A 19,141-nucleotide genomic window follows, 5' to 3' on the forward strand; every position below is an offset into this window, starting at 1 on the left:
ATCTTGTCAATTGGAAAGATTCCCGATGGTGAAGATTGCTGCGATGGGCGATAACGTCGTCGATTGCTACCTGTCGCAGAACACGATGTTTCCGGGCGGTAACTGCCTCAATCTATCTGTATTCATTCGCAGATTCGGTGGGGAATCCGCGTATGTGGGGGCAGTCGGCAGGGATCGGGCAAGCTATCTGATCGCCTCGACCCTGGCCGCAGAAGGTGTCGATGTCTCGCATTTGCGCCGGCTGGATGGGCCGACCGCCTATTGCGTGATCGGGCACCGCAATTCGGACCGCGTCTTCGTGACTTTCGATCTCGGCGTGTCGATGTTCACACCGAACGAAGCGGACTTTTCCTTCGTCCGAGGCTTCGATGCTGTTCACATCGGGCAATCCAGCGGACTTGATGAGCACATCGCAATGGTTGCCGCATCGAACAAGCTTTCCTATGATTTCTCAAACAAATACACCGATGACCGTCTTCAGAAAATCGCGCCGATCTGCTTTCTTGCATCGGCCTCGGCGAGAGACGACTCGAGAGAGTATGCGTTGACGCTCGCGCATCGGATGGTCGAAACTGGTGCCGAGTGGGCGCTGGTGACGCGCGGCGCCCAAGGCGCAATTCTCGGACATGGCGATGATCGGTTCGAAGTCCCGGCCTTCAGGACGCAGGTGGTCGATACACTTGGTGCCGGCGATACGTTCATCGCCCGCACGCTCTATGGACTGATCAAGGAAGAAGCGCCTATCAAACTTCTCAATGCGGCGGCGCACGCAGCAGCCGAAACTTGCGGCTACTACGGCGCGGTTAGCCATGGCGCTCCGATCGAAATCTCTGTCGATGTCGACGCGCTCAGGGCGGCATATCCCGATCTATGATATCCGCGGCGGCGCGACGGAGCCGCGGTCGGCAAATTCAGGCGTCAGCGCCAGCCTTTGCGGCTTGCCGTCCTCGCCGTTGATTCGGGCAAGGACCAGTCTTGCTGCTGCTTCACCCATGTCGGTCAATGGTTGCACGACTGCGGAAATGCCGGGTTTCAGAAAGCTCATCCAATCGAGATCGTCGAAGCAGATCAGCGAGAGGTCCGACGGGATGCTGAGATCGAGGGCAGCGATCACCTCCATTGCCGCCGCCGACATCAAACCATCGGCGGTGAAGAGAGCCGTTGGCCGCTCGGGCAATTGCAGTAGCCTATGCGTCTCCTTGCGTGCGACCTCGGCGGAATAGACGCCGACGCGGCCAACCAGTGTCTTATCGATCGGCAGACCGGCATCGCGATGCGCTTCGAAATAGCCGAACAGGCGCTGCCAACTCGGAAACAGACTGGCAGGGTCAACGGTATCGTTCAGCACGCAACGGATGAACTCATCGAAGTCGCCATGCTCCCAGCGCTCCAGCTCGGCAACCATGCCGATGCGGCGGTGGCCGACGGCGATCAGCCGGGCGATACATTCTCGGGAGGCCGCGCGATTGTCCACAGTGACGGAGTCGGCAGCAAGATTGACCACGGCACGGTCAATCATGACAACCGGGCAGCCGTCTTTAATCGCAGAATGCAAATGCGGTGAGCGCACAATATCGGAAGGCGCGATGATCAAACCGTCGACCTGCTTTTCCCGCAGGAGCTGGACAGCCTCCAATTCCCTGTCCAACCGCTCGTCGCTATTGGTCAGCAATACGCCGAAGCCCGAAGCACGCGCGATATCGGCAACCCCACGCATGATGCTGGCATAAAAGGGGCTCTGGATATCGCCCGCCACGACGCCGATCGTCATGGTCTTTCCGGTGATCAGCCCCCGGGCGAGCAAGTTGGGCCGATAGCCCAGCTTCTCGGCGCTTTCGCGGACCTTCTCCTTGATTTCCTGCCGGGAATAGCCGTACCCGCCAAGAACGCGGCCGGCTGTGGCGGTGCTGACACCGGCCAATTTTGCCACTTCGGCGATAGTAATCTTGTCGGGTCGCTTATCAGCCATCTATACCCATTCTCTTCCGCTGCTTTCCAGCCTTTGCCATGGCCGGATCTCGATTCAGATTTCTCTCTTGACGAATTTGAAAAAGCAATGCCTATAATGTGAGAACGTTCGCACAAATTTCTTCGGCAATCAAGAACCGGCAGAATCCGGCAAGCGCCGGGAGTGCAATTCAAAAGAGGGGAAGGAGAATGAGTATGACACGACTGTTAGGGAAACCTCTCCGATTGGCGGCGCTGCTTGCAGGCGCCGCAATCACGACGGCGCTTGCCGCAACGACCGCGGGTGCGGTCGACAAGAAGCTCCATGATGCACTGCCAGCCAACTACCAGAAAGACGGCATCAACGTTGCCGTGTTCAACGATTGGCCACCGGATGAATTCGTCGAGAATGGCGAATTGAAAGGCTGGAGTGTCGATATGGCAAAAGCAATGTCGGAGCGTCTCGGCATTCCTTTCAAATTCGAGGCGACCAGTTTTGACATCATCATTCCCGGCCTCGCCAGCAAGCGCTTCGATGCCGGCTTTTCCTCATTTGGCGTGACGCCCGAGCGTCTTCAGGTGCTGGACTTCATCCCCCAGCGCAAGGAGGGCACCGGCTATGCCTTCCTCAAGGGAAAAGACTTCAAGATAGAGGCGGAAAAAGATCTTTGCGGCCATAGCGTGGCTCTTCTAACCGGGGCCTGGGATTTCCAGTACCTGACCAAGGTCAGCGCCGAGACGTGCGTTTCCGCCAGCCTCAAGGCGATCGATCTGCAACAATTCACCACCCAGAACGCCGCCGAACTCGCGGTTTCGTCGGGCCGGGTGGAAATCGTTGCCGCAGGCTCCGCAAAGCTTGCCTATCTTGCCAAACAGACCGGCAAATATGACATGGCCAAGCTCGTCAGCAACGCAGTCTACAACGGCATCGGCGTGCGCAAAGGCGATCCGCTCGGACCGGCTTTGAAGGATGCCTTGCAGGCGATGATGGATGATGGCTCCTATAAGAGTATCATGGCGAAATGGGGTGTCGATGGCGCCGGCATGCTCGACAAGGCCGTGCTGGCAACCAAGGACAATCCGAATCCCTGATCGCGACAATCGCCCGGAGCCAAAAGGCGCCGGGCCACTCCTCTTGAAAGAGTTATGAGATGGCTGACCCTAGATCCGTGACGCCAGCCGATCGACCGGATATCCATGCGACCAAGCCCGCTGATGTTTTCCATCCGTCCTGGTGGATTGGCGGGGCTCTCCTTCTGGCCTTCGCGTTCCTGTTCATCCGGCTCCTGTTCACCAACGAAAACCTGCAATGGTCGGTGGTCTGGGAGTACATGTTCAGTCGCGAGATCCTTGCCGGGCTTGGCAGGACGCTGCTGCTGACATTCGTGTCGATGATCCTCGGCTTGGCGATTGGCACCCTCATTGCGATCATGCGCCTGTCGCGAAGCCCGGTCTTCCAGGCGGCAAGTTGGGCATGGATCTGGTTTTTTCGCGGTGTGCCGCCGCTGGTGCAGCTGGTATTCTGGTACAATCTCGGCCTGCTGATCCCGACATTTTCGATCGCCATACCCTTCGGGCCTGAGCTTTGGTCAGTACCGACCAACCAGCTTATCACCCCGATGAGTGCTGCCTTGCTTGGCCTTGCCTTTACCGAAAGCGCCTATGCGGCCGAAATGATCCGCGCCGGGATCCAGGCGATCAGCGCCGGGCAGAGCGAAGCGGCGGCCACGCTCGGAATGACGCAAGCCCAGACATTGCGGCGCATTATCCTTCCGCAGGCGCTCAAGATCATCATCCCGCCGATCGGCAATGATACAATCTCGATGTTGAAGTTCACCTCGCTCGTCAGCGTGCTGGCACTTCCCGACCTGCTCTATTCCGCGCAGATGATCTATTCGCGCACTTATCAGACCATCCCGCTGCTGATCGTCGCGACGATCTGGTATCTCGTGCTTTCGACCATTCTCACCGTGATCGAGCACTATATCGAACATCGGTTGAAGCAAGAGACGCCGCTCGACTACCGCAAGATCCTCGGCTCGTTGTTCAAGAGCAAATTCTGGGGCTGGAATCGCGGCGAGGTGACGCCATGATGCCGCTTCTCAACGCCGAACGCATTTCCAAGAGTTTCGGTACCCATCAGGTGTTGAAGTCGATCGATCTTACGGTGAAGGCGGGCGACGTCACATGCATCGTCGGTCCCTCCGGCTCGGGCAAAAGTACGCTGTTGCGTTGCCTGAATTACCTGGAAGTGCCGACATCGGGCGTCGTCTACCTCGAGGGCGAGCCTGTGGGACTGCGCTGGAAAGGTGAGCGGCTCTATCGAATGTCGTTCAACGAGCTTTCGGTGCAGCGACAAAAGATGGGCATGGTGTTCCAGGGCTTCCATCTGTTCCCGCACAAGACGGCGCTGGAAAACATCATCGAGGCGCCGATGGTCGTCAAGGGCAAGAAGAGAGCGGAAGCGACCGAAGAAGCAATGACGCTGCTGCAGAAGGTCGGACTTGCCGGTCATGCCGCCCACTATCCGCGGCAGCTTTCCGGTGGTCAGCAGCAGCGCGTGGCGATTGCTCGCTCGCTTGCCATGCAGCCGGCGCTCATGCTGTTCGATGAGCCGACATCGGCGCTCGACCCTGAACTGGTCGGCGAAGTGCTGACCGTCATGCGTCAGCTCGCCGAAGAAGGGATGACCATGGTCGTGGTCACCCATGAAATGAATTTCGCTCGTGATGTCGCCGATCATCTGGTTTTCATGGATGGCGGCGTCGTGGTCGAAGCCGGCAATCCGCGCGATGTCCTATCCGATCCGCAACAGGCCCGCACCCGCTCCTTTCTTGCCCGAGTTCTTTGAGGAAATTCCCATATGCGTCATTACGATGCCCAACAGATCGACTCTCTGCTGGACTATGCCGGCTTGATCGAAGCATTGCGGGCGGCCCACTTGAACGGCACCATGCCGCAAATGAGCACCACCGTGCTCAGCGACAGCGGTAACGATGCCAACAAATTTGTCTCTTTGATTGCCTGGGCATCCGGGGAGGTCATCGCGGTCAAACTGGTTGGCGTGTTTCCGGGTAATACTGCACTCTCGCCACCGCAGCCGTCAGTACAAGGCCTCGTGGCTCTGATCGATGCCAGGACCGGGGCTCCGATCGCTACCTGCGACGGCGCTGCGCTGACGTTCCGCAAGACGGCAGCGGATTCGGCGCTCGGTGTCGACATTCTTGCTCGCAAGGACGCAGCCACCCTGCTGGTGCTGGGCGCAGGCGGGCTGGCTCCGCATGTTATCGAAGCCCATACGAGCGTCCGTCCCTCCATTCAAAACGTGTTGATCTGGAACCGCGATCCCGCCAGAGCCAGGGCCCTGGCTGCTCGCATGAGCCATGTTCCGGCAGCGGTCCAGCATGTTTCATCTCTGGAGGAGGCGCTGCAGCAGGCCGATATCGTCTCATGCGTGACGATGGCGACCGAACCGCTGGTGCGCGGCGCGCTGTTGAAACCCGGCACACATGTGGACCTTATCGGCGCCTATATGCCAGACATGCGCGAAGCGGATGACGAGGTTGCGCGCCGTGCCGGCAGGATTTTCGTGGATACGTATGCCAATGCGGAAGGCTCCGGCGATGTTGCCGCTCCAATTCGTGCCGGGATCCTCACGCGTGAGGACATTGTGGCGGACCTGTTTGAGCTTTGCAGCGGCCGCCATGCCGGTCGCGAGAATGTCGAACAAATTACCATGTACAAGAATGTCGGAGGCGGCCATCTCGATATGTTCACAGCTCGCCATCTTATAAATTCGCAGCTTTAGTCAAAGCCGAATGATATCGGGAGCGATCGGTTGGCAATGGCGTATCTGCTCGACTTGATCGTTCGCGACCCGGCTCTGTGTCCAGCATCTTCCATAGTGTCATCGGATCACTGTGCCTTTTCAGCCCGCCACCCGTAATGAAGCCGGAAAGCTCTAACCTCCGCTGGCCTGGAACCGGGGCAGTTCACAACGCGCCGCGCTCTGATCCAATCTGGAGGCACTAACCCGAGGCAGGTCAGTTCAAGGAAGAACGCTTTTCGGATGGCCCGTCAGTGATAGCGCTCGGTACACCCACGTCCATAACGAGTGCATTTATGTTCCGATATCAAAAATCTCATATGTGAGACTGCGGTTTCAAGATATCTGCGGCCGGAAAGCAAGTTATGGAGCGGACATGCCACGCAGGACCTTCAAGATGCTAAATCGGCTCACAGTGCTTTGCCTAGCGGCGTTTCTGGGGACCAGCATGCCGGCATTGGCGATCGATTGTACCAAAGCAAATAATCATGCTGATAAGGCAATTTGCGGCAATGCGGGCTTGAAAGCCGCCGACGCTACCATGGGATCGGCCTATAATGCGCTGCTGAAAACTGCACCAGACGCCGAAATTCGAGCGATGCTCGTGAGCAGTCAGCGCCGTTGGGTCGCGGCTCGCAACGAATGGCTCAGCAGCGATGATACCTCTTTTCCTATCGCGCAGCTCCGCAAAGCAATGGTGGATCGTACAGCATTGCTTACTGACCGGTCGGACAAAGGCTTTGTTGCTCACGCTGAAGCGCAACGTCGCTTTCTGGCTAAATTTACTGGAGGCGCGTTTTCCGGCTTCGATACAAGTTGCGAGTTCATTCCAAACGACAGCGGGCAGACGAGTTTTTCCTATCAATGCAACGGCGCCATCCACGTACAGAACAAGGAGCGTCTTTGCAGCTTGAGTACGGAATTCGCCTCGTGGTCGCTCTACATGTATCATGCCGTTAGCACCGTCGCGGCGGATCAGGCCAAGCCAGTCGCCTTCTGTGGGGATCAATCAGGCGATATCTGCGGCGAGGGCAAAAAAGGCGAATGGGAGTCCGCCCCCAAGCCCGATCAACATTTCCCCGTGCTGAAAGCAGGCTTTCCCAAACTCGACGCGGAAGCCAATTGGCCGCTGGATGAAGCCGACGAGACATGGTTCGGTCAATGCCTCACCAGCCCGATCTATCCCCCGGTGCACTGAGCAAGCGATTTACATCGGAAAGCCTGAGGCAGCTCAGATCGCAACAACAGCAGGGGCAATTTGCTGACGGTTGGAAATGGCCGGCAGTTCAATCACGGATAGATGACGTCCTGGGAATCGGCGTGAACGAGAACAACCGTTTCTCCATGGTAGGGGATATGTACTTCCGCCTCCCACTTTTCATCGAGGGGAATTACTGTCTTCGCCATCGGAGCGCATTTTTCACCGACACGACAACGATCGATCCTCACCTGTAGCATGTTGCCTATTTTCTCGTAATTGACGCCGCTTGAGTAATGATTGGATTCCGGGAAAACGTGATAGCGGATGCTGATCTCATTGTTGGGCAGCTTTTGTACCGTCACCGGTTGAACGGCCGCTCTGGCATAATGAGGCCTCAACTCGTCTCCCATAGAGGCGGTCGCGAATAGAAGTACGATAGGGATTGCTATGGATTTCACTGGCCGGAAGTCCTCTCGATCGACCGTTTGGCATGCAAGTTTACGGGCGATCTCAACATTGATTGCCGAAAATCGACTCGCACTCTAAACCGGAATTGCATTTTCAAGTAGCCTCCCATTTGTCATGCCGACATGTATTCGGAAACCGAATGAAAGGTTGAAAAGCACTGTACGAACACCTGCAATACGATTGCAATTTCGATTGCGGGAGAAACGAGACAGCACCATCATCCCAGCGGGTTTGATGCTTGGGCGCCAGCGCCAATGCATACGCTTTCGCAGCTCTCGATGAGGATATTGATGTAAATGCACTGGCGGCTCGTCATATTTGCGCTCCTCGGGATCGCGCTGTTTGCCCTTTCCCCGATCCTTGTTACCGCCTTAGCCAGTCTCGTCGCGAATGCCGCTGGCTGCGAACTGAATGAAGGGCAAGTGCACGCCTGTATCATTGTCGGAAGGGATTACGGGGACCTTCTCTATCAAATGGGTTTGTTCGGATGGGTGATGATATTTACGATCCCGGTTGCTGAAGTCGCACTGGCGATTTTCGGGATCGCCTTGTTAGCTCAGTTCCTATGGAAGATATTGGCCAGAAAGCGTTCGAGACTGCGGGCCTCTGTAATGGCCGCGGAACCATCAGGCGATAAGCGGAAACGATGAAGCATGTACCGCATCCACGCGAATATCATCGACCCCGATCATCCGGCTGGACGGAGCAATAATCGATGCTCGAGCTTTCACGATCAAATCATTTAGAAGAGAATGCGGCCTGCTGCGGAGACGACTGCCAGGCAGCGAATAAAGACGGCCGACCCTAAACCGGGACGGCTCTGATGATGAACCGGCCAGGCGGCAGACGTTATCGTTCCCGCGGCATCGCAGGCGGTGGATAAAGGAAGCATGGCGCAAATATCCTCGATCCCGATATTCAACTTTTCCACCCTCGACTTTCCTGAGAAAGACCGGTTTCCGGTATGGGTGAAAGACAATCACTGTGATTGCAGATTGCAGGATGGTGCTCCCTTGGCCTTCAATGCGCGAGCAACCGGTGCCACGCTTGGGCCTCTCATTCTCTCCGGCAGAATGTGGCTCGATCAGACTAGAGCTTCTGCATATGAAGTTCGCCGTACCGAGCGCCATATCCGGACCGATGGTCTTGATTTCTTCAGGTTCACCTTGGTTCTGAGTGGCCGATTTCTCTGTCGATGGACTCGTCCTCTATCCATCAAGACTGCCGGCGATCTGTTCGTCCTAGATGCTGCGCAAATCAACGACTCCGTTGTCGAGGCCGGTGACGTAATCTCCCTGGTGGTGCCGAGAGATCTTCTGCCGAGCCAGACGGAGCTCTTGCATGGGCAAAGTTTGACCGGTGGCATAGGCCGTCTTCTGGGAGACCATCTGCTGTCGCTATTCCGAAATCTGCCAAGTCTGAGCGATCAGGAGATCCCCCATATCGTCCAGTCGACTCTCCAACTCCTAACGGCTGCAGTCTCCTCGACACCGGATTCATTGTGCGAAGCCCGCAGTCCGATACGCGACATGCTGCGTGACCGGATCCTGCGCTATATCGATGCGCATTTGCTGGATACCGATCTCGCACCAGACCGTATTTGCCGGGACGTCGGCCTCTCGCGGGCAAAACTCTACCAGGTGTTTGAAGGCAGCGGCGGTATTATGCGTCAAATACAGCGCAAGAGATTGGCTCGTGCTTATCAGATGCTGGCGGATCCCAACCGGACCCAACCTCGCATCGCCGAGGTCGCCTGGCATCACGGCTTCGCGAACGAGAAGTATTTTTTCCGTTTGTTCAAGGCCGAATTCGGCCACACGCCCAGTGAGACCATGGAGAACCTCCGCGCTTCCATTTTGAAACATGGTGTTGACCAACATCACTCAGAGCATGTCAATCGGCCGTTAGGCTGGACATTGCCTTACGGCACGCCCGATCGCTGAGATTATTGGGGTGCCGATCGCATCGACCACTCGAATATCTGCTTCTATGCCAATTGTCGCTGAGTGAGGGATTGATGCATTCAAGCTCCGTGCACCGGCCATCCCTGAAGCGCCTCGCCATCGACTTTACCTGATGTCCGGTATTCGCGCCATGGAAGGTCGCCGCGGCGTTTTCTCTGATTGTGATGATGCTGTGCTCAAAGACAGAACGCTTCAAGTGCGGTTCAATGTTGGCATACGATACGCTTGCAATGGGAGGCTTTCTTATGCATTCATCATCTGGTTAAACGCAGCAGAAGCCGAGCCAGGATCTGAAGCCGATGGCCGAAAACGCCCGATCTCCCTCCCTGCTGCAAGAGCCGATTGGCCATGTCCGGGCTTTCGATGATGGTCAGCTCAACCAAGTGCAAGTCGGCGAGTTGGGTGCCGCAGGCCGCAATCATATTTATCAGGAGCTCGGAGCCGGTGTGTCTCGCACACGACCTGTGTCAGCATGCCGATGAACAGTCTCATCGGGTGGCCGCTTAAGCATTTCGACAGCAAATTTCAGCTGAGCAGGAATTACCTGCTTATCCATGCCGACGGCGACCAGGCCGCGAGACGACGTCGAGGTCGTCACTTCCGTCCACGACAAGCGCCGCAGCCGCAATGACCGCGCAACCGACGCCCGGGGGGGATCTTCGGGGAGAAAAGCCCGACTGCACTATCTTGATACTCATACCAGCCACATATCCATGTGGCTCCCGGAGGAGGGGGCGGTAGCTATGTCACAACAAGGTGAGGAAAGTAATGGCCGACCGGAAATTTAATAAGAGAACGAGCCATGTCGTGCCATTGTTTGGCATCATGGGCCTTGTTTTGACTGGCTGCGTGGCTGGCCAGGACCAAAACCAGGGGGCAAGCAATCAGCTGTATGAGGTTTATTCTCCCGGATCCGATGTGCCTCATTTGGTGACCGCCGACAAGGTCGGTGGTTATGCCAATGGCCAACCGCAGGCGTCGATGGATCAAGATGACGGAACGCAGGATGCTCAAGCAAGACATCAACAAGATGTCCAGCAAGATCTTTCCAACCGCGAATTCCTCCAACGTCAGCAGGGCCTTCAATAGGTTGGGAGTTCCGGCCTCCACCGAGGCCCCGGTTTGTGACCAAACGGGGTCTCTGTTTCTGTGGTGCAGATGGAGCCAGATGCGTTAGGCAGGGCTTCGAATATGGCAAAAAACACTGCCCCTATCCGTTGGCCGCAATCGAAGCTCGATAAGAAGCCGTTGTCTAAATTCACCATCGCACAACCCTGGGTCTGAGTGCGATGTTACCATGTCGTGCACAAATGAATTGTTACCGGCGTACGGGACCGAAGCTGGGATTATGGTCCGAAACATGCCGATGCGTTTTTCATTCGACGCTTACCGCTTGCCTGGAGCCCGCCGCTATATGTCCCAACAAAAAAGGGCCCCGATGGGGCCCTTTGATCATGCGGAGAGAAAGATCAGCGTGCAAGATTGACGAGGACATCCAGCAGGTCGGCGCCAGACTGGAAGACCTTGGAGTTAGCCGTGTAGCTCTTCTGCGCCTGGATCATATCGGTGAGCTGGCCGGCCAAGTCGACGTTCGAGGCTTCCAGCGAGTTGGACTGGATGTAGCCGAGGCCGTTGCTGTTGGCGAAGCTCGTGACCGTGACGCCGGATTCGGCGCTTGCCTGATAGACGTTGCCGCTGAGAGGTGTCAGCTTGTCCGGGCTTGCGACGGTTGCCAACGGGATCTGGTAGATCGGCTTCGGATCGCCGGTCTTGTAATTGGCGTAGACGACGCCGTTCTTGTCGATGCTGACGCCGGTGACCGGGCTTGCCGCCTGTCCGTTGGTTGAACCCTTCGAAGCGAAGTCCGTGGCTTTCTGCGTCATCTTGGTCAGATCCATCTGGATCGTCCCGCCGGTCTTTGGGTCGACAATGGGGAAATTTCCAGTCGTGCCGGTTTGATTTCCGTTCGAGTCGAACGACAGGGTGGTTTTTCCAACAGGTGCAGATGAATAGGGGAACGAACTGCCACCCGTCGTATTCGCATCGGCATTGCGATAGACGGCTACTTCCCATTGATCCGTTGTCGGAGGTGTGGCCGTAGGATTGGCAGCCGAAGTCTTTGTATAATAGACGTCATACATGACGGTGTTGCCCAGTTTGTCGTAGCCGACAACCGAGCTCTTCTGGGTATTTGCAGTTACCGTCGCCGTGCTGGGAGCATGACCGGCGCCTGGGAGAGTTGTCGGGTCGGTAACGACGGTTGCATTCGAATTCAGGTTGCCGGTAAAGCTGCCCGATGTCGATGCGGAATTAGCAAGGCCGCTTTGATTGACGTTGATCGGTATCAGGCCATCGAAGCCGTTGACCACGACAGCCGGAGCGCCCGACGCGTAGGAATAGCCCATCAAAGTATAGCCGGCGGAATTCACGAGGTTGCCGTTTGCATCGGGGGCGAAGTCACCCGCACGCGTCAAAACCGTTTTGCCGTCGGCACCCTGGACCACGAAGAAACCGGCGCCCTGGATAGACAGGTTGCTATTCGAGGAGGTCGATATGGTATCGCCCTGCTTCGACACGGAATAGCTGACATGGGTCTCGACGCTGCCGGAATTGTAGTCTCCGCCGCCCGAAGGCAGAATCAACGATGAGAAGCTCGCAGAGCCTGCCTTATAAGCGGTTGTATTGACGTTTGCGATGTTATCCGACACGACGCTGAGGCGATTTGCCTGCGCATTCATGCCTGAAATCGCCGTTTTCATGCTACCAAAGATGCTCATTGGTTCCTCGCACGTTGCTGATGCAGCCACGATAGCCAGAGTGACTTGTGTGAAGCTGGTTTTTTGCCTTTGCGGCGCAAGCTTGAGGCAATCTCGTCGAGCCATGGCATGTGTTGCGGCGGCGGGTCTCCTGAAGTCGCAGTCTGACGAATACCCTATTGCCGGAGCGCAGGGGCCGGGAAATCCAGTACGTTGCGCGTATAGCTCTCGACCAATGCACTGAAAGGGGTACCATCCGGCAGTTTCAACACCGCATGATGCTCAAGGAGGAGCGGCGGCAAGGAGAGTGAGCCGGTTGTGGGTGCCGGAAGATCCGGTGCCATCTCCCAACCTTCGGGAAGTGGTAACCAGAGCAATTTGGCCGAGAGGTTCGTGCGGGTGAAGTTGAGAGGCTGCACTGCTCTCCCGAAGGCGATATCGCTTGAATTCAAGGCCTCGTTCATGTCGGCCGTCAATCTTGACGGTACATACCAGTTATCCGCCTCCGACAGGACACGATCTCCGCACGCGAGACGAACGCGGCGATAGGCAACCGGCTCATCGGGTTTGACGGCCAGCAGTTCGCGAATGTGGATATCGGCCTGCTTGTCCTGTCCGCGCACGCGCTGCGCCACGATTTTTGTTCCGGCCGGTGCAAGCTTGTGGGCTGCGCACCAACGATCGAGCGTCAGAGTGGCGCTGGCATTGCTCAGCAGTTCGGCATTCAGTGTCTGGAGAACGGCAAGGGCTTCGACGCGTGCAGTCGGAGTGTCGGGCCATTGTGAGGTGGCGGGCACATCCTGCGCCATCGAAGGCTGCGCGCCCAGCGCGATGGTGGCCACGCTCGCCAGCGCAACGGTCCGGATGAATGTCGAAGAGCGGAAGATCATGAGAGATGAGATCCTTTGTGCGGGCAAACCATGCGCAATCGAAAGCAGGAATTTCGGCCTTGCAGACCCTTGCCGGTCTTATCGAGGCTTAAAAATGGAGAAAAGCTCGCCGCCGGCAAGTCCCGGATTGCGCGAAGAGGGAGGATGCGGCAATTGGCCCGTTAACTACGGAAGGCTGCTATTATGCCGCCGTGTTCACCAATTCTCCGTTCGGCCAATGTGGATGCTGTGGACGCTTGCCCTCTCCTGGGCGACGAACTCGGTCAGCGCGGCAGGGATGTCCACGCTCGAACTATGTCGTGCAAGAATGCGAAAGCCCTGTGGAAGGCAGCTGGCAACGCGGTCGATGATCTTTTCGTAGTCGACGATGAGCATTTCTCTCCCAACCGTCAGATCGAACAGTACGGGGTCGAGGATCACATGCTCATTCTCGCAAAACCAATATGAGGAGATCGTGAGATCGGGACGGTAGCCGATCTGCGCGGGCAGGTTCCGCCGCTCGAATTCGACCCTTCCCGGAAGGTCTGCGGCTGACATGAGTTGCTCGCCGAGCGAAAGCTGGATTTCCGACGCATCCAATCCATGAAGCTCGAGATTGGGATTATCGGCGAGATAGGCAAAGGCCAGGCTGAATGCGCCGGAGCCGCAGCCGAGATCGCATACTCTCCGATAGCTGTGGATCCTGCTTCCGAGATTGGCGAGTGCCCGCAGGCATTTCAGCGAATTGCGCATCCCGAAGGCACGTGTGAAGGCATCTGCCGAACGGATATAGTCGAACACCTCGATCTGACGTCGGCTTTCGACTGCGTTGAGCAGCGCAATGGAGTCCATGTTTGGGCGATAGACGTGATGGCATCGGAGCAGGACGTCGGCAAACTCGTCAAAATGTCGTGTCCGTTCTTCCGCGTGTGCCATGCAAGCCTATCCTCACCCGTCCTTGCAAAGGAAGGCTTTCTTCAAGCACGATTGAAGAGGGATTGGTAGGGATACGCCTCTATGGCAACCGGCAGAGGATCTAAAAAAGTCATCCGGCTGCCGGCACGGATTTTCAATGTGAACTCGTCCCTGAGTTGCCAGCGACTATGATCGCACGCCGTCACCATGCCAGCCGTGTGAGACCGGCACTGGAAAACCTTCGAAGGTCTTGAGCGTATCGAGGACGATCGAAGTTTTTACATGCTGCACGGACTCATGAGGCAGCAGCACATCGTTGACGAACCGCGACAGACCAGCCAGCCCGCGGGTTGCGACCTTCAGGTGATAGTCCATCTCACCGGTGAGCGCATAGGCCTCCAGCACTTCCGGCAGCCCATTGATCAGCTGGGAAAACCGGCGGGCATTGTCTCTGTTGTGGGTGGCGAGCGTCACGGAAATGACCACGAGCATATCCAGTCCGAGCTTCTGACGATCGAGATTGGCCTGATAGCCGCGGATATAGCCTTCCGCCTCCAGCCGCGTACGTCGCCGGGAACATTGCGACGGGGAGAGGGCGATGCGATCGCCCAGTTCATTGTTGGTCAGCCTGCCATCCTTCTGGAGTTCCTCCAGCAGCCGCAGATCCAGTTTGTCGAGTTGTTCATCCATTGCGTAAAACTTCCAAAATGCTCACAGATCGTGTATAATATTTGCGCCTCGCATCGAGAATGCAAGCACATTGCGCGCGTTTGGAGCCATACTTTGCATCATCAAGGTTTGGCCTTCCGAGGAGGAGAACATGGGTCCTTTCCCGCATGACGCACCGCCGTCCGAAATCACCGCCGACAACCCGGCCGGCACCGACGGTTTCGAATTCGTCGAATTCGCTCATCCCGAACCCGAAAAGCTGCGCGAGCTCTTCACGCGCATGGGCTATGCCCCGGTCGCCAAGCACAAGGCCAAGGACATTACCGTCTGGCGCCAGGGCGATATCAACTACATCCTGAATGCCGAGCCCGGCAGCCATGCCGCTCGGTTCATTGCGGAGCACGGTCCCGCTGCTCCGTCGATGGCGTGGCGCGTCGTCGACGCCAAGCACGCCTTCGAACATGCCGTCTCGAAGGGCGCCGTTCCTTATGAGGGAAATGACAAGGCGCTCGATGTTCCGGCCATCGTCGGCATTGGTGGTTCGCTACTCTATTTCGTCGAAACCTATGGCAAGAAGGGATCGGCCTACGAGGCGGAATTCGATTGGACCGGCGAGCGCGACCCGCGTCCGACGGGTGTCGGCTTCTATTTCCTCGACCATCTCACGCACAATGTCTTCCGCGGCAATATGGACAAGTGGTGGGACTTCTACCGCGACCTGTTCAATTTCAAGCAGATCCACTTTTTCGACATCGACGGCCGCATCACCGGTCTGGTCAGCCGCGCGATCACCTCGCCCTGCGGCAAGATCCGCATTCCGCTGAATGAATCGAAGGACGACACTAGTCAGATCGAGGAATTCCTGAAGAAATACAAGGGCGAGGGCATCCAGCACATTGCCGTCGGCACCGACGATATCTATCAGGCGACCGATACGCTTGCCGATAACGGCCTGCGTTTCATGCCGGGCCCGCCGGAGACCTATTACGATATGTCCTATGCGCGCGTGAACGGGCACGAAGAACCCATCGAGCGCATGAAGAAACATGGTATTCTGATCGACGGCGAAGGCGTGGTGAATGGTGGCCTGACGAAGATCCTGCTGCAGATCTTCTCCAAGACCGTCATCGGCCCGATCTTCTTCGAGTTCATCCAGCGCAAGGGTGATGAAGGCTTCGGCGAAGGCAATTTCCGCGCACTGTTCGAGTCAATTGAAGCGGATCAGATCAAGCGCGGCGTCATCGGCACGGCAGCTGAGTGATCTCTATGCGACCCGGTGTTCGCACCGGGTCGTCAGCATTTCCGGGAGGAGCGAGCGATGGACCAAACGATACCGAAGGCTGCCGACCGCCAGGCAACGGCGTCCGAGAAGTTGCAATACATGCCCGGCTTCGGCAATGACTTCGAGACGGAGTCGCTGCCGGGCGCTTTGCCGCAGGGCCAGAACAGCCCGCAGAAATGCAACTACGGTCTCTATGCCGAGCAGCTCTCCGGCTCGCCTTTCACCGCGCCGCGCGGCACCAACGAACGGTCCTGGCTTTATCGCATTCGTCCGAGCGTTCGCCACACGCGCCGCTTTTCGAACGCTTCCTATCCGCTCTGGAAATCCGCGCCCTGCCTCGACGATCACTCGCTTCCGCTCGGCCAGCTTCGCTGGGATCCGCTGCCGGAGCCGAGCGAGAGACTGACTTTCCTTGAGGGGATCCGCACGATCACGACAGCCGGAGATGTCCTGACCCAGGCCGGTATGGCCGCTCATGCCTATGTCTTCAACGAGGACATGGTCGACGACTACTTCTTCAATGCCGATGGCGAGTTGCTTGTCGTCCCTCAGGTCGGCGCCATCAGGGTGTTTACCGAGATGGGCATCATCGACGTCGAGCCCTCTGAAATCTGCATCATCCCCCGCGGCATGATGTTCAAGGTCTCGCGCCTCGGCGATGAAAAGGTCTGGCGCGGCTATATTTGCGAGAACTACGGCGCCAAGTTCACATTGCCGGATCGCGGGCCGATCGGCGCGAACTGCCTGGCCAACCCGCGCGATTTCAAGACGCCCGTTGCTGCTTTCGAAGACAAGGAGACGGCTTGCCGCGTGCACGTCAAATGGTGTGGAAAATTCTATGTCACCGAGATCGGCCACTCGCCGCTCGACGTGGTGGCATGGCACGGCAACTACACACCTTATAAATACGACCTGCGGACCTTCTCTCCCGTCGGCGCTATCCTGTTTGACCATCCGGATCCGTCGATCTTCACCGTGCTGACGGCACCGACCGAAAGTGTGGGCACGGCGAATGTCGATTTCGTCATTTTCCCGCCGCGCTGGCTGGTGGCCGAACACACCTTCCGGCCGCCCTGGTATCACCGCAACATCATGAGCGAGTTCATGGGCCTTATCCATGGCCAGTATGATGCGAAGGAAAAGGGTTTCGTGCCAGGTGGTATGAGCCTGCATAATATGATGCTTCCGCATGGACCTGACGCTTCCGGCTTCGAAAAGGCATCCAGTTCCGAGCTGAAGCCCGTGAAGCTGGACCACACCATGGCCTTCATGTTCGAGACGCGGTTTCCGCAGCAGCTGACAAAATACGCGGCCGAGCTCGAAACGTTGCAGGACGATTATCTGGAGTGCTGGGACAATCTGGAGCGGAGATTTGACGGCACGCCGGGTATCAAGTGAAGACAGAGCATGTCGCGCAAACCTGAGAAGCCGTTTGCGGCAACGACCTACGAAAAATTAGGGGCCTGAAGCGCGTTTCGCTCTTTAGGCCTTCCGCATTCTCTGACAGTGGAACCAGACAATGAAGCTTGCGACTTTGAAAGACTCGACCAGAGACGGCCGGCTTGTCGTCGTCTCGCGCGATCTTACCATCTGCTCGGAGGTCGGTCATATCGCCCGCACCCTTCAGGCGGCGCTCGATGATTGGGAGCATGTGGCGCCGAGGCTTGCGCGCGTTGCCGAAGGGATCGAGACCGGTGCCCAGCCGACGATCCGGTTTCACGAGCATGACGCCGCCTCGCCGCTGCCGAGGGCCTATCAATGGGCCGACGGCTCCGCCTACGTCAACCATGTGGAACTGGTGCGCAAGGCACGCAATGCCGAAATGCCCGACAGCTTCTGGGTGGATCCGTTGATGTATCAAGGCGGCTCCGACTGCTTTCTCGCTCCACGCGATCCGATCGCTATTGCCGACGAAGCCTATGGAATCGACATGGAAGGCGAGGTGGCGGTCATTGTTGGAGATGTCGCCATGGGCTCCAGCCCCGAAGCTGCCCGGGAAGCAATCCGCCTAGTGATGCTCGTCAACGACGTGTCGCTGCGCGGTCTGATCCCGCAGGAGCTGGCAAAGGGCTTCGGCTTCTTTCAGTCCAAGCCGTCATCGGCTTTTTCGCCCGTCGCGGTCACGCCCGATGAACTGGGCGAAGCCTGGGATGGCGGCAAGCTGCATCTGCCGTTGCTGGTCACGCTGAACGACAAGCTCTTCGGAAGGGCGAATGCGGGCATCGACATGACATTCGATTTCGGGCAATTGGTCGCGCATGCTGCCAAGACCCGCAACCTCGTTGCCGGCACCATCGTCGGCTCGGGGACTGTGTCCAACAAGCTTGATGGCGGGCCGGGCAAGCCGGTCGGAAATGGTGGTGACGGCTATTCCTGCATAGCCGAGATCCGCATGATCGAGACGATCGAGACCGGCGCGGCGAAAACACCCTTCATGCGCTTCGGCGATCAGGTTCGCATCGAGATGCATGATCGCACCGGCCACTCGATCTTCGGAGCCATCGAGCAGACCGTGCAGAAATATGAAGGGCCTTAGGCGCGATGAACGACGTCGTCCTTTACGATTACTGGAGATCGTCGGCGAGCTACCGTGTTCGCATCGCGCTCAACATGCTCGGGATCAGCTACAGGACTGTGCCGATCAACCTGCTGGAAGGCAGGCAAAAGAGCCCTGAATATCTGGAGCTCAACCCGCAAGGCCTCGTTCCGACGCTGGTGATCGATGGGCAGGTCATGACACAGTCGCTCTCCATCGTCGAGTATCTGGCCGAGCTGCGGCCGGAACGCGGATTGCTGCCGGCCGGCATTGCGGACCGCCAGCACGTGCGGACGCTTGCCTATGCGGTTGCCATGGACATCCATCCGATATGCAACATGCATGTCGCAGCCTATGTCATGACCATAACGGACAAGGGCGATGCTCGCGAGGAATGGATGAGGCATTTCATTGCCGATGGACTTCGCAAGCTCGAGCGAATGTTGGGCAAGTTCGACGGCGCCTTCAGCTTTGGCGATACGCCGGGCATGGCAGATATCTGTCTTGTTCCTCAAGTCTACAATGCGCGCCGCTGGGGTGTTGATCTGACCGACCTCACCCGGATCGTCGAGATCGACGGCAGATGTGCCAAGCTGTCTGCCTTTCAGGCCGCCCATCCGGACCGCGCAAAGCCCCAATAGGAGAGCTTCGAGCTCGGTCCGATCATATTGCGAGGCGATCAGCCCCGCTTGTCTCGCCGCGTCTGTT

At 57.5% G+C, this 19,141-nt stretch carries 19 protein-coding genes; 13 read left to right on the forward strand and 6 right to left on the reverse strand.

What is annotated here, in order from left to right; all coding sequences use genetic code 11:
• Positions 1 to 25: 25 nt before the first annotated feature.
• Positions 26 to 874, forward strand: a complete 849-nt coding sequence (locus ACIQJ2_RS03385; RefSeq protein WP_400665721.1) for a PfkB family carbohydrate kinase — start codon at positions 26 to 28, stop codon at positions 872 to 874.
• Here the strand turns inward: ACIQJ2_RS03385 and ACIQJ2_RS03390 are convergent.
• Complete coding sequence (locus ACIQJ2_RS03390; protein WP_400665719.1) at positions 869 to 1,969, reverse strand: LacI family DNA-binding transcriptional regulator; 1,101 nt, start codon at positions 1,967 to 1,969, stop codon at positions 869 to 871. The genes ACIQJ2_RS03385 and ACIQJ2_RS03390 overlap by 6 nt on opposite strands.
• A 194-nt stretch (positions 1,970 to 2,163) precedes the next feature.
• Between ACIQJ2_RS03390 and ACIQJ2_RS03395 the strand changes: the two genes are divergently transcribed.
• The 5 genes from ACIQJ2_RS03395 to ACIQJ2_RS03415 all read left to right on the forward strand — a co-directional run bounded on the left by ACIQJ2_RS03395 (position 2,164) and on the right by ACIQJ2_RS03415 (position 6,971).
• The gene (locus ACIQJ2_RS03395; protein WP_400665717.1) at positions 2,164 to 3,039 is read left to right on the forward strand and encodes an ABC transporter substrate-binding protein; all 876 of its coding nucleotides are present in this window, start codon (positions 2,164 to 2,166) and stop codon (positions 3,037 to 3,039) included.
• A gap of 59 nt (positions 3,040 to 3,098) precedes the next feature.
• Positions 3,099 to 4,040, forward strand: coding sequence for an amino acid ABC transporter permease (locus ACIQJ2_RS03400; RefSeq protein ID WP_199146513.1), 942 nt, complete (start codon positions 3,099 to 3,101; stop codon positions 4,038 to 4,040).
• Positions 4,037 to 4,798 carry an amino acid ABC transporter ATP-binding protein gene (locus ACIQJ2_RS03405; protein WP_400665715.1) on the forward strand — a complete coding sequence of 254 codons (762 nt, stop codon included), beginning with the start codon at positions 4,037 to 4,039 and terminating at the stop codon, positions 4,796 to 4,798. Before ACIQJ2_RS03400 ends, ACIQJ2_RS03405 begins: the two co-directional genes overlap by 4 nt.
• A gap of 12 nt (positions 4,799 to 4,810) precedes the next feature.
• Positions 4,811 to 5,755 carry an ornithine cyclodeaminase gene (locus ACIQJ2_RS03410; protein WP_400665713.1) on the forward strand — a complete coding sequence of 315 codons (945 nt, stop codon included), beginning with the start codon at positions 4,811 to 4,813 and terminating at the stop codon, positions 5,753 to 5,755.
• A 466-nt stretch (positions 5,756 to 6,221) separates the two neighbouring features.
• Positions 6,222 to 6,971, forward strand: coding sequence for a lysozyme inhibitor LprI family protein (locus ACIQJ2_RS03415; RefSeq protein ID WP_400665711.1), 750 nt, complete (start codon positions 6,222 to 6,224; stop codon positions 6,969 to 6,971).
• A 92-nt stretch (positions 6,972 to 7,063) separates the two neighbouring features.
• On the opposite strand, the gene ACIQJ2_RS03420 is transcribed toward ACIQJ2_RS03415, so the two are convergent.
• A complete protein-coding gene (locus ACIQJ2_RS03420; RefSeq protein WP_199146518.1) occupies positions 7,064 to 7,432 on the reverse strand; it encodes a hypothetical protein in 369 nt (122 codons plus the stop codon).
• Between the two features lie 306 nt (positions 7,433 to 7,738).
• Between ACIQJ2_RS03420 and ACIQJ2_RS03425 the strand changes: the two genes are divergently transcribed.
• The 3 genes from ACIQJ2_RS03425 (at position 7,739) to ACIQJ2_RS03435 (ending at position 10,495) form a co-directional block, all read left to right on the forward strand.
• A complete protein-coding gene (locus ACIQJ2_RS03425) occupies positions 7,739 to 8,092 on the forward strand; it encodes a hypothetical protein (protein ID WP_400665709.1) in 354 nt (117 codons plus the stop codon).
• A 240-nt stretch (positions 8,093 to 8,332) separates the two neighbouring features.
• Positions 8,333 to 9,385, forward strand: coding sequence for a helix-turn-helix domain-containing protein (locus tag ACIQJ2_RS03430; protein WP_400665707.1), 1,053 nt, complete (start codon positions 8,333 to 8,335; stop codon positions 9,383 to 9,385).
• A 789-nt stretch (positions 9,386 to 10,174) separates the two neighbouring features.
• Entirely contained in the window at positions 10,175 to 10,495 is a 321-nt protein-coding gene (locus tag ACIQJ2_RS03435; protein ID WP_400665705.1) for a hypothetical protein, read from the forward strand.
• A gap of 380 nt (positions 10,496 to 10,875) precedes the next feature.
• Here ACIQJ2_RS03435 and ACIQJ2_RS03440 read toward each other — a convergent pair whose 3' ends face one another.
• From ACIQJ2_RS03440 to ACIQJ2_RS03455, 4 genes are all read right to left on the reverse strand, one after another.
• Positions 10,876 to 12,183, reverse strand: a complete 1,308-nt coding sequence (locus ACIQJ2_RS03440; protein WP_400665703.1) for a flagellar hook protein FlgE — start codon at positions 12,181 to 12,183, stop codon at positions 10,876 to 10,878.
• 155 nt (positions 12,184 to 12,338) lie between these two features.
• Positions 12,339 to 13,052, reverse strand: a complete 714-nt coding sequence (locus ACIQJ2_RS03445) for a hypothetical protein (protein WP_400665701.1) — start codon at positions 13,050 to 13,052, stop codon at positions 12,339 to 12,341.
• A gap of 195 nt (positions 13,053 to 13,247) precedes the next feature.
• Entirely contained in the window at positions 13,248 to 13,967 is a 720-nt protein-coding gene (locus ACIQJ2_RS03450; RefSeq protein WP_400665699.1) for an SAM-dependent methyltransferase, read from the reverse strand.
• A gap of 165 nt (positions 13,968 to 14,132) precedes the next feature.
• Positions 14,133 to 14,636, reverse strand: coding sequence for an Lrp/AsnC family transcriptional regulator (locus ACIQJ2_RS03455; protein ID WP_400665697.1), 504 nt, complete (start codon positions 14,634 to 14,636; stop codon positions 14,133 to 14,135).
• Positions 14,637 to 14,766: 130 nt separating this feature from the next.
• Here ACIQJ2_RS03455 and hppD point away from each other — a divergent pair, with 130 nt between their 5' ends.
• The 4 genes from hppD to maiA all read left to right on the forward strand — a co-directional run bounded on the left by hppD (position 14,767) and on the right by maiA (position 19,074).
• Positions 14,767 to 15,876 (forward strand): 4-hydroxyphenylpyruvate dioxygenase, encoded by a 1,110-nt coding sequence (hppD, locus tag ACIQJ2_RS03460; protein ID WP_400665695.1) that lies wholly within the window; start codon positions 14,767 to 14,769, stop codon positions 15,874 to 15,876.
• Positions 15,877 to 15,933: 57 nt separating this feature from the next.
• Positions 15,934 to 17,295: a homogentisate 1,2-dioxygenase gene (hmgA, locus tag ACIQJ2_RS03465; RefSeq protein WP_400665693.1), complete on the forward strand. Its 1,362-nt coding sequence runs from the start codon at positions 15,934 to 15,936 to the stop codon at positions 17,293 to 17,295.
• Positions 17,296 to 17,416: 121 nt separating this feature from the next.
• Positions 17,417 to 18,433, forward strand: a complete 1,017-nt coding sequence (locus ACIQJ2_RS03470) for a fumarylacetoacetate hydrolase family protein (RefSeq protein ID WP_400665691.1) — start codon at positions 17,417 to 17,419, stop codon at positions 18,431 to 18,433.
• Positions 18,434 to 18,438: 5 nt separating this feature from the next.
• Complete coding sequence (gene maiA / locus ACIQJ2_RS03475; RefSeq protein ID WP_400665689.1) at positions 18,439 to 19,074, forward strand: maleylacetoacetate isomerase; 636 nt, start codon at positions 18,439 to 18,441, stop codon at positions 19,072 to 19,074.
• Positions 19,075 to 19,141: the final 67 nt, after the last annotated feature.

The sequence above is a fragment of the Rhizobium sp. NPDC092011 genome (assembly GCF_044756305.1).
In the GTDB taxonomy this organism is placed as follows: Bacteria; Pseudomonadota; Alphaproteobacteria; order Rhizobiales; family Rhizobiaceae; genus Rhizobium.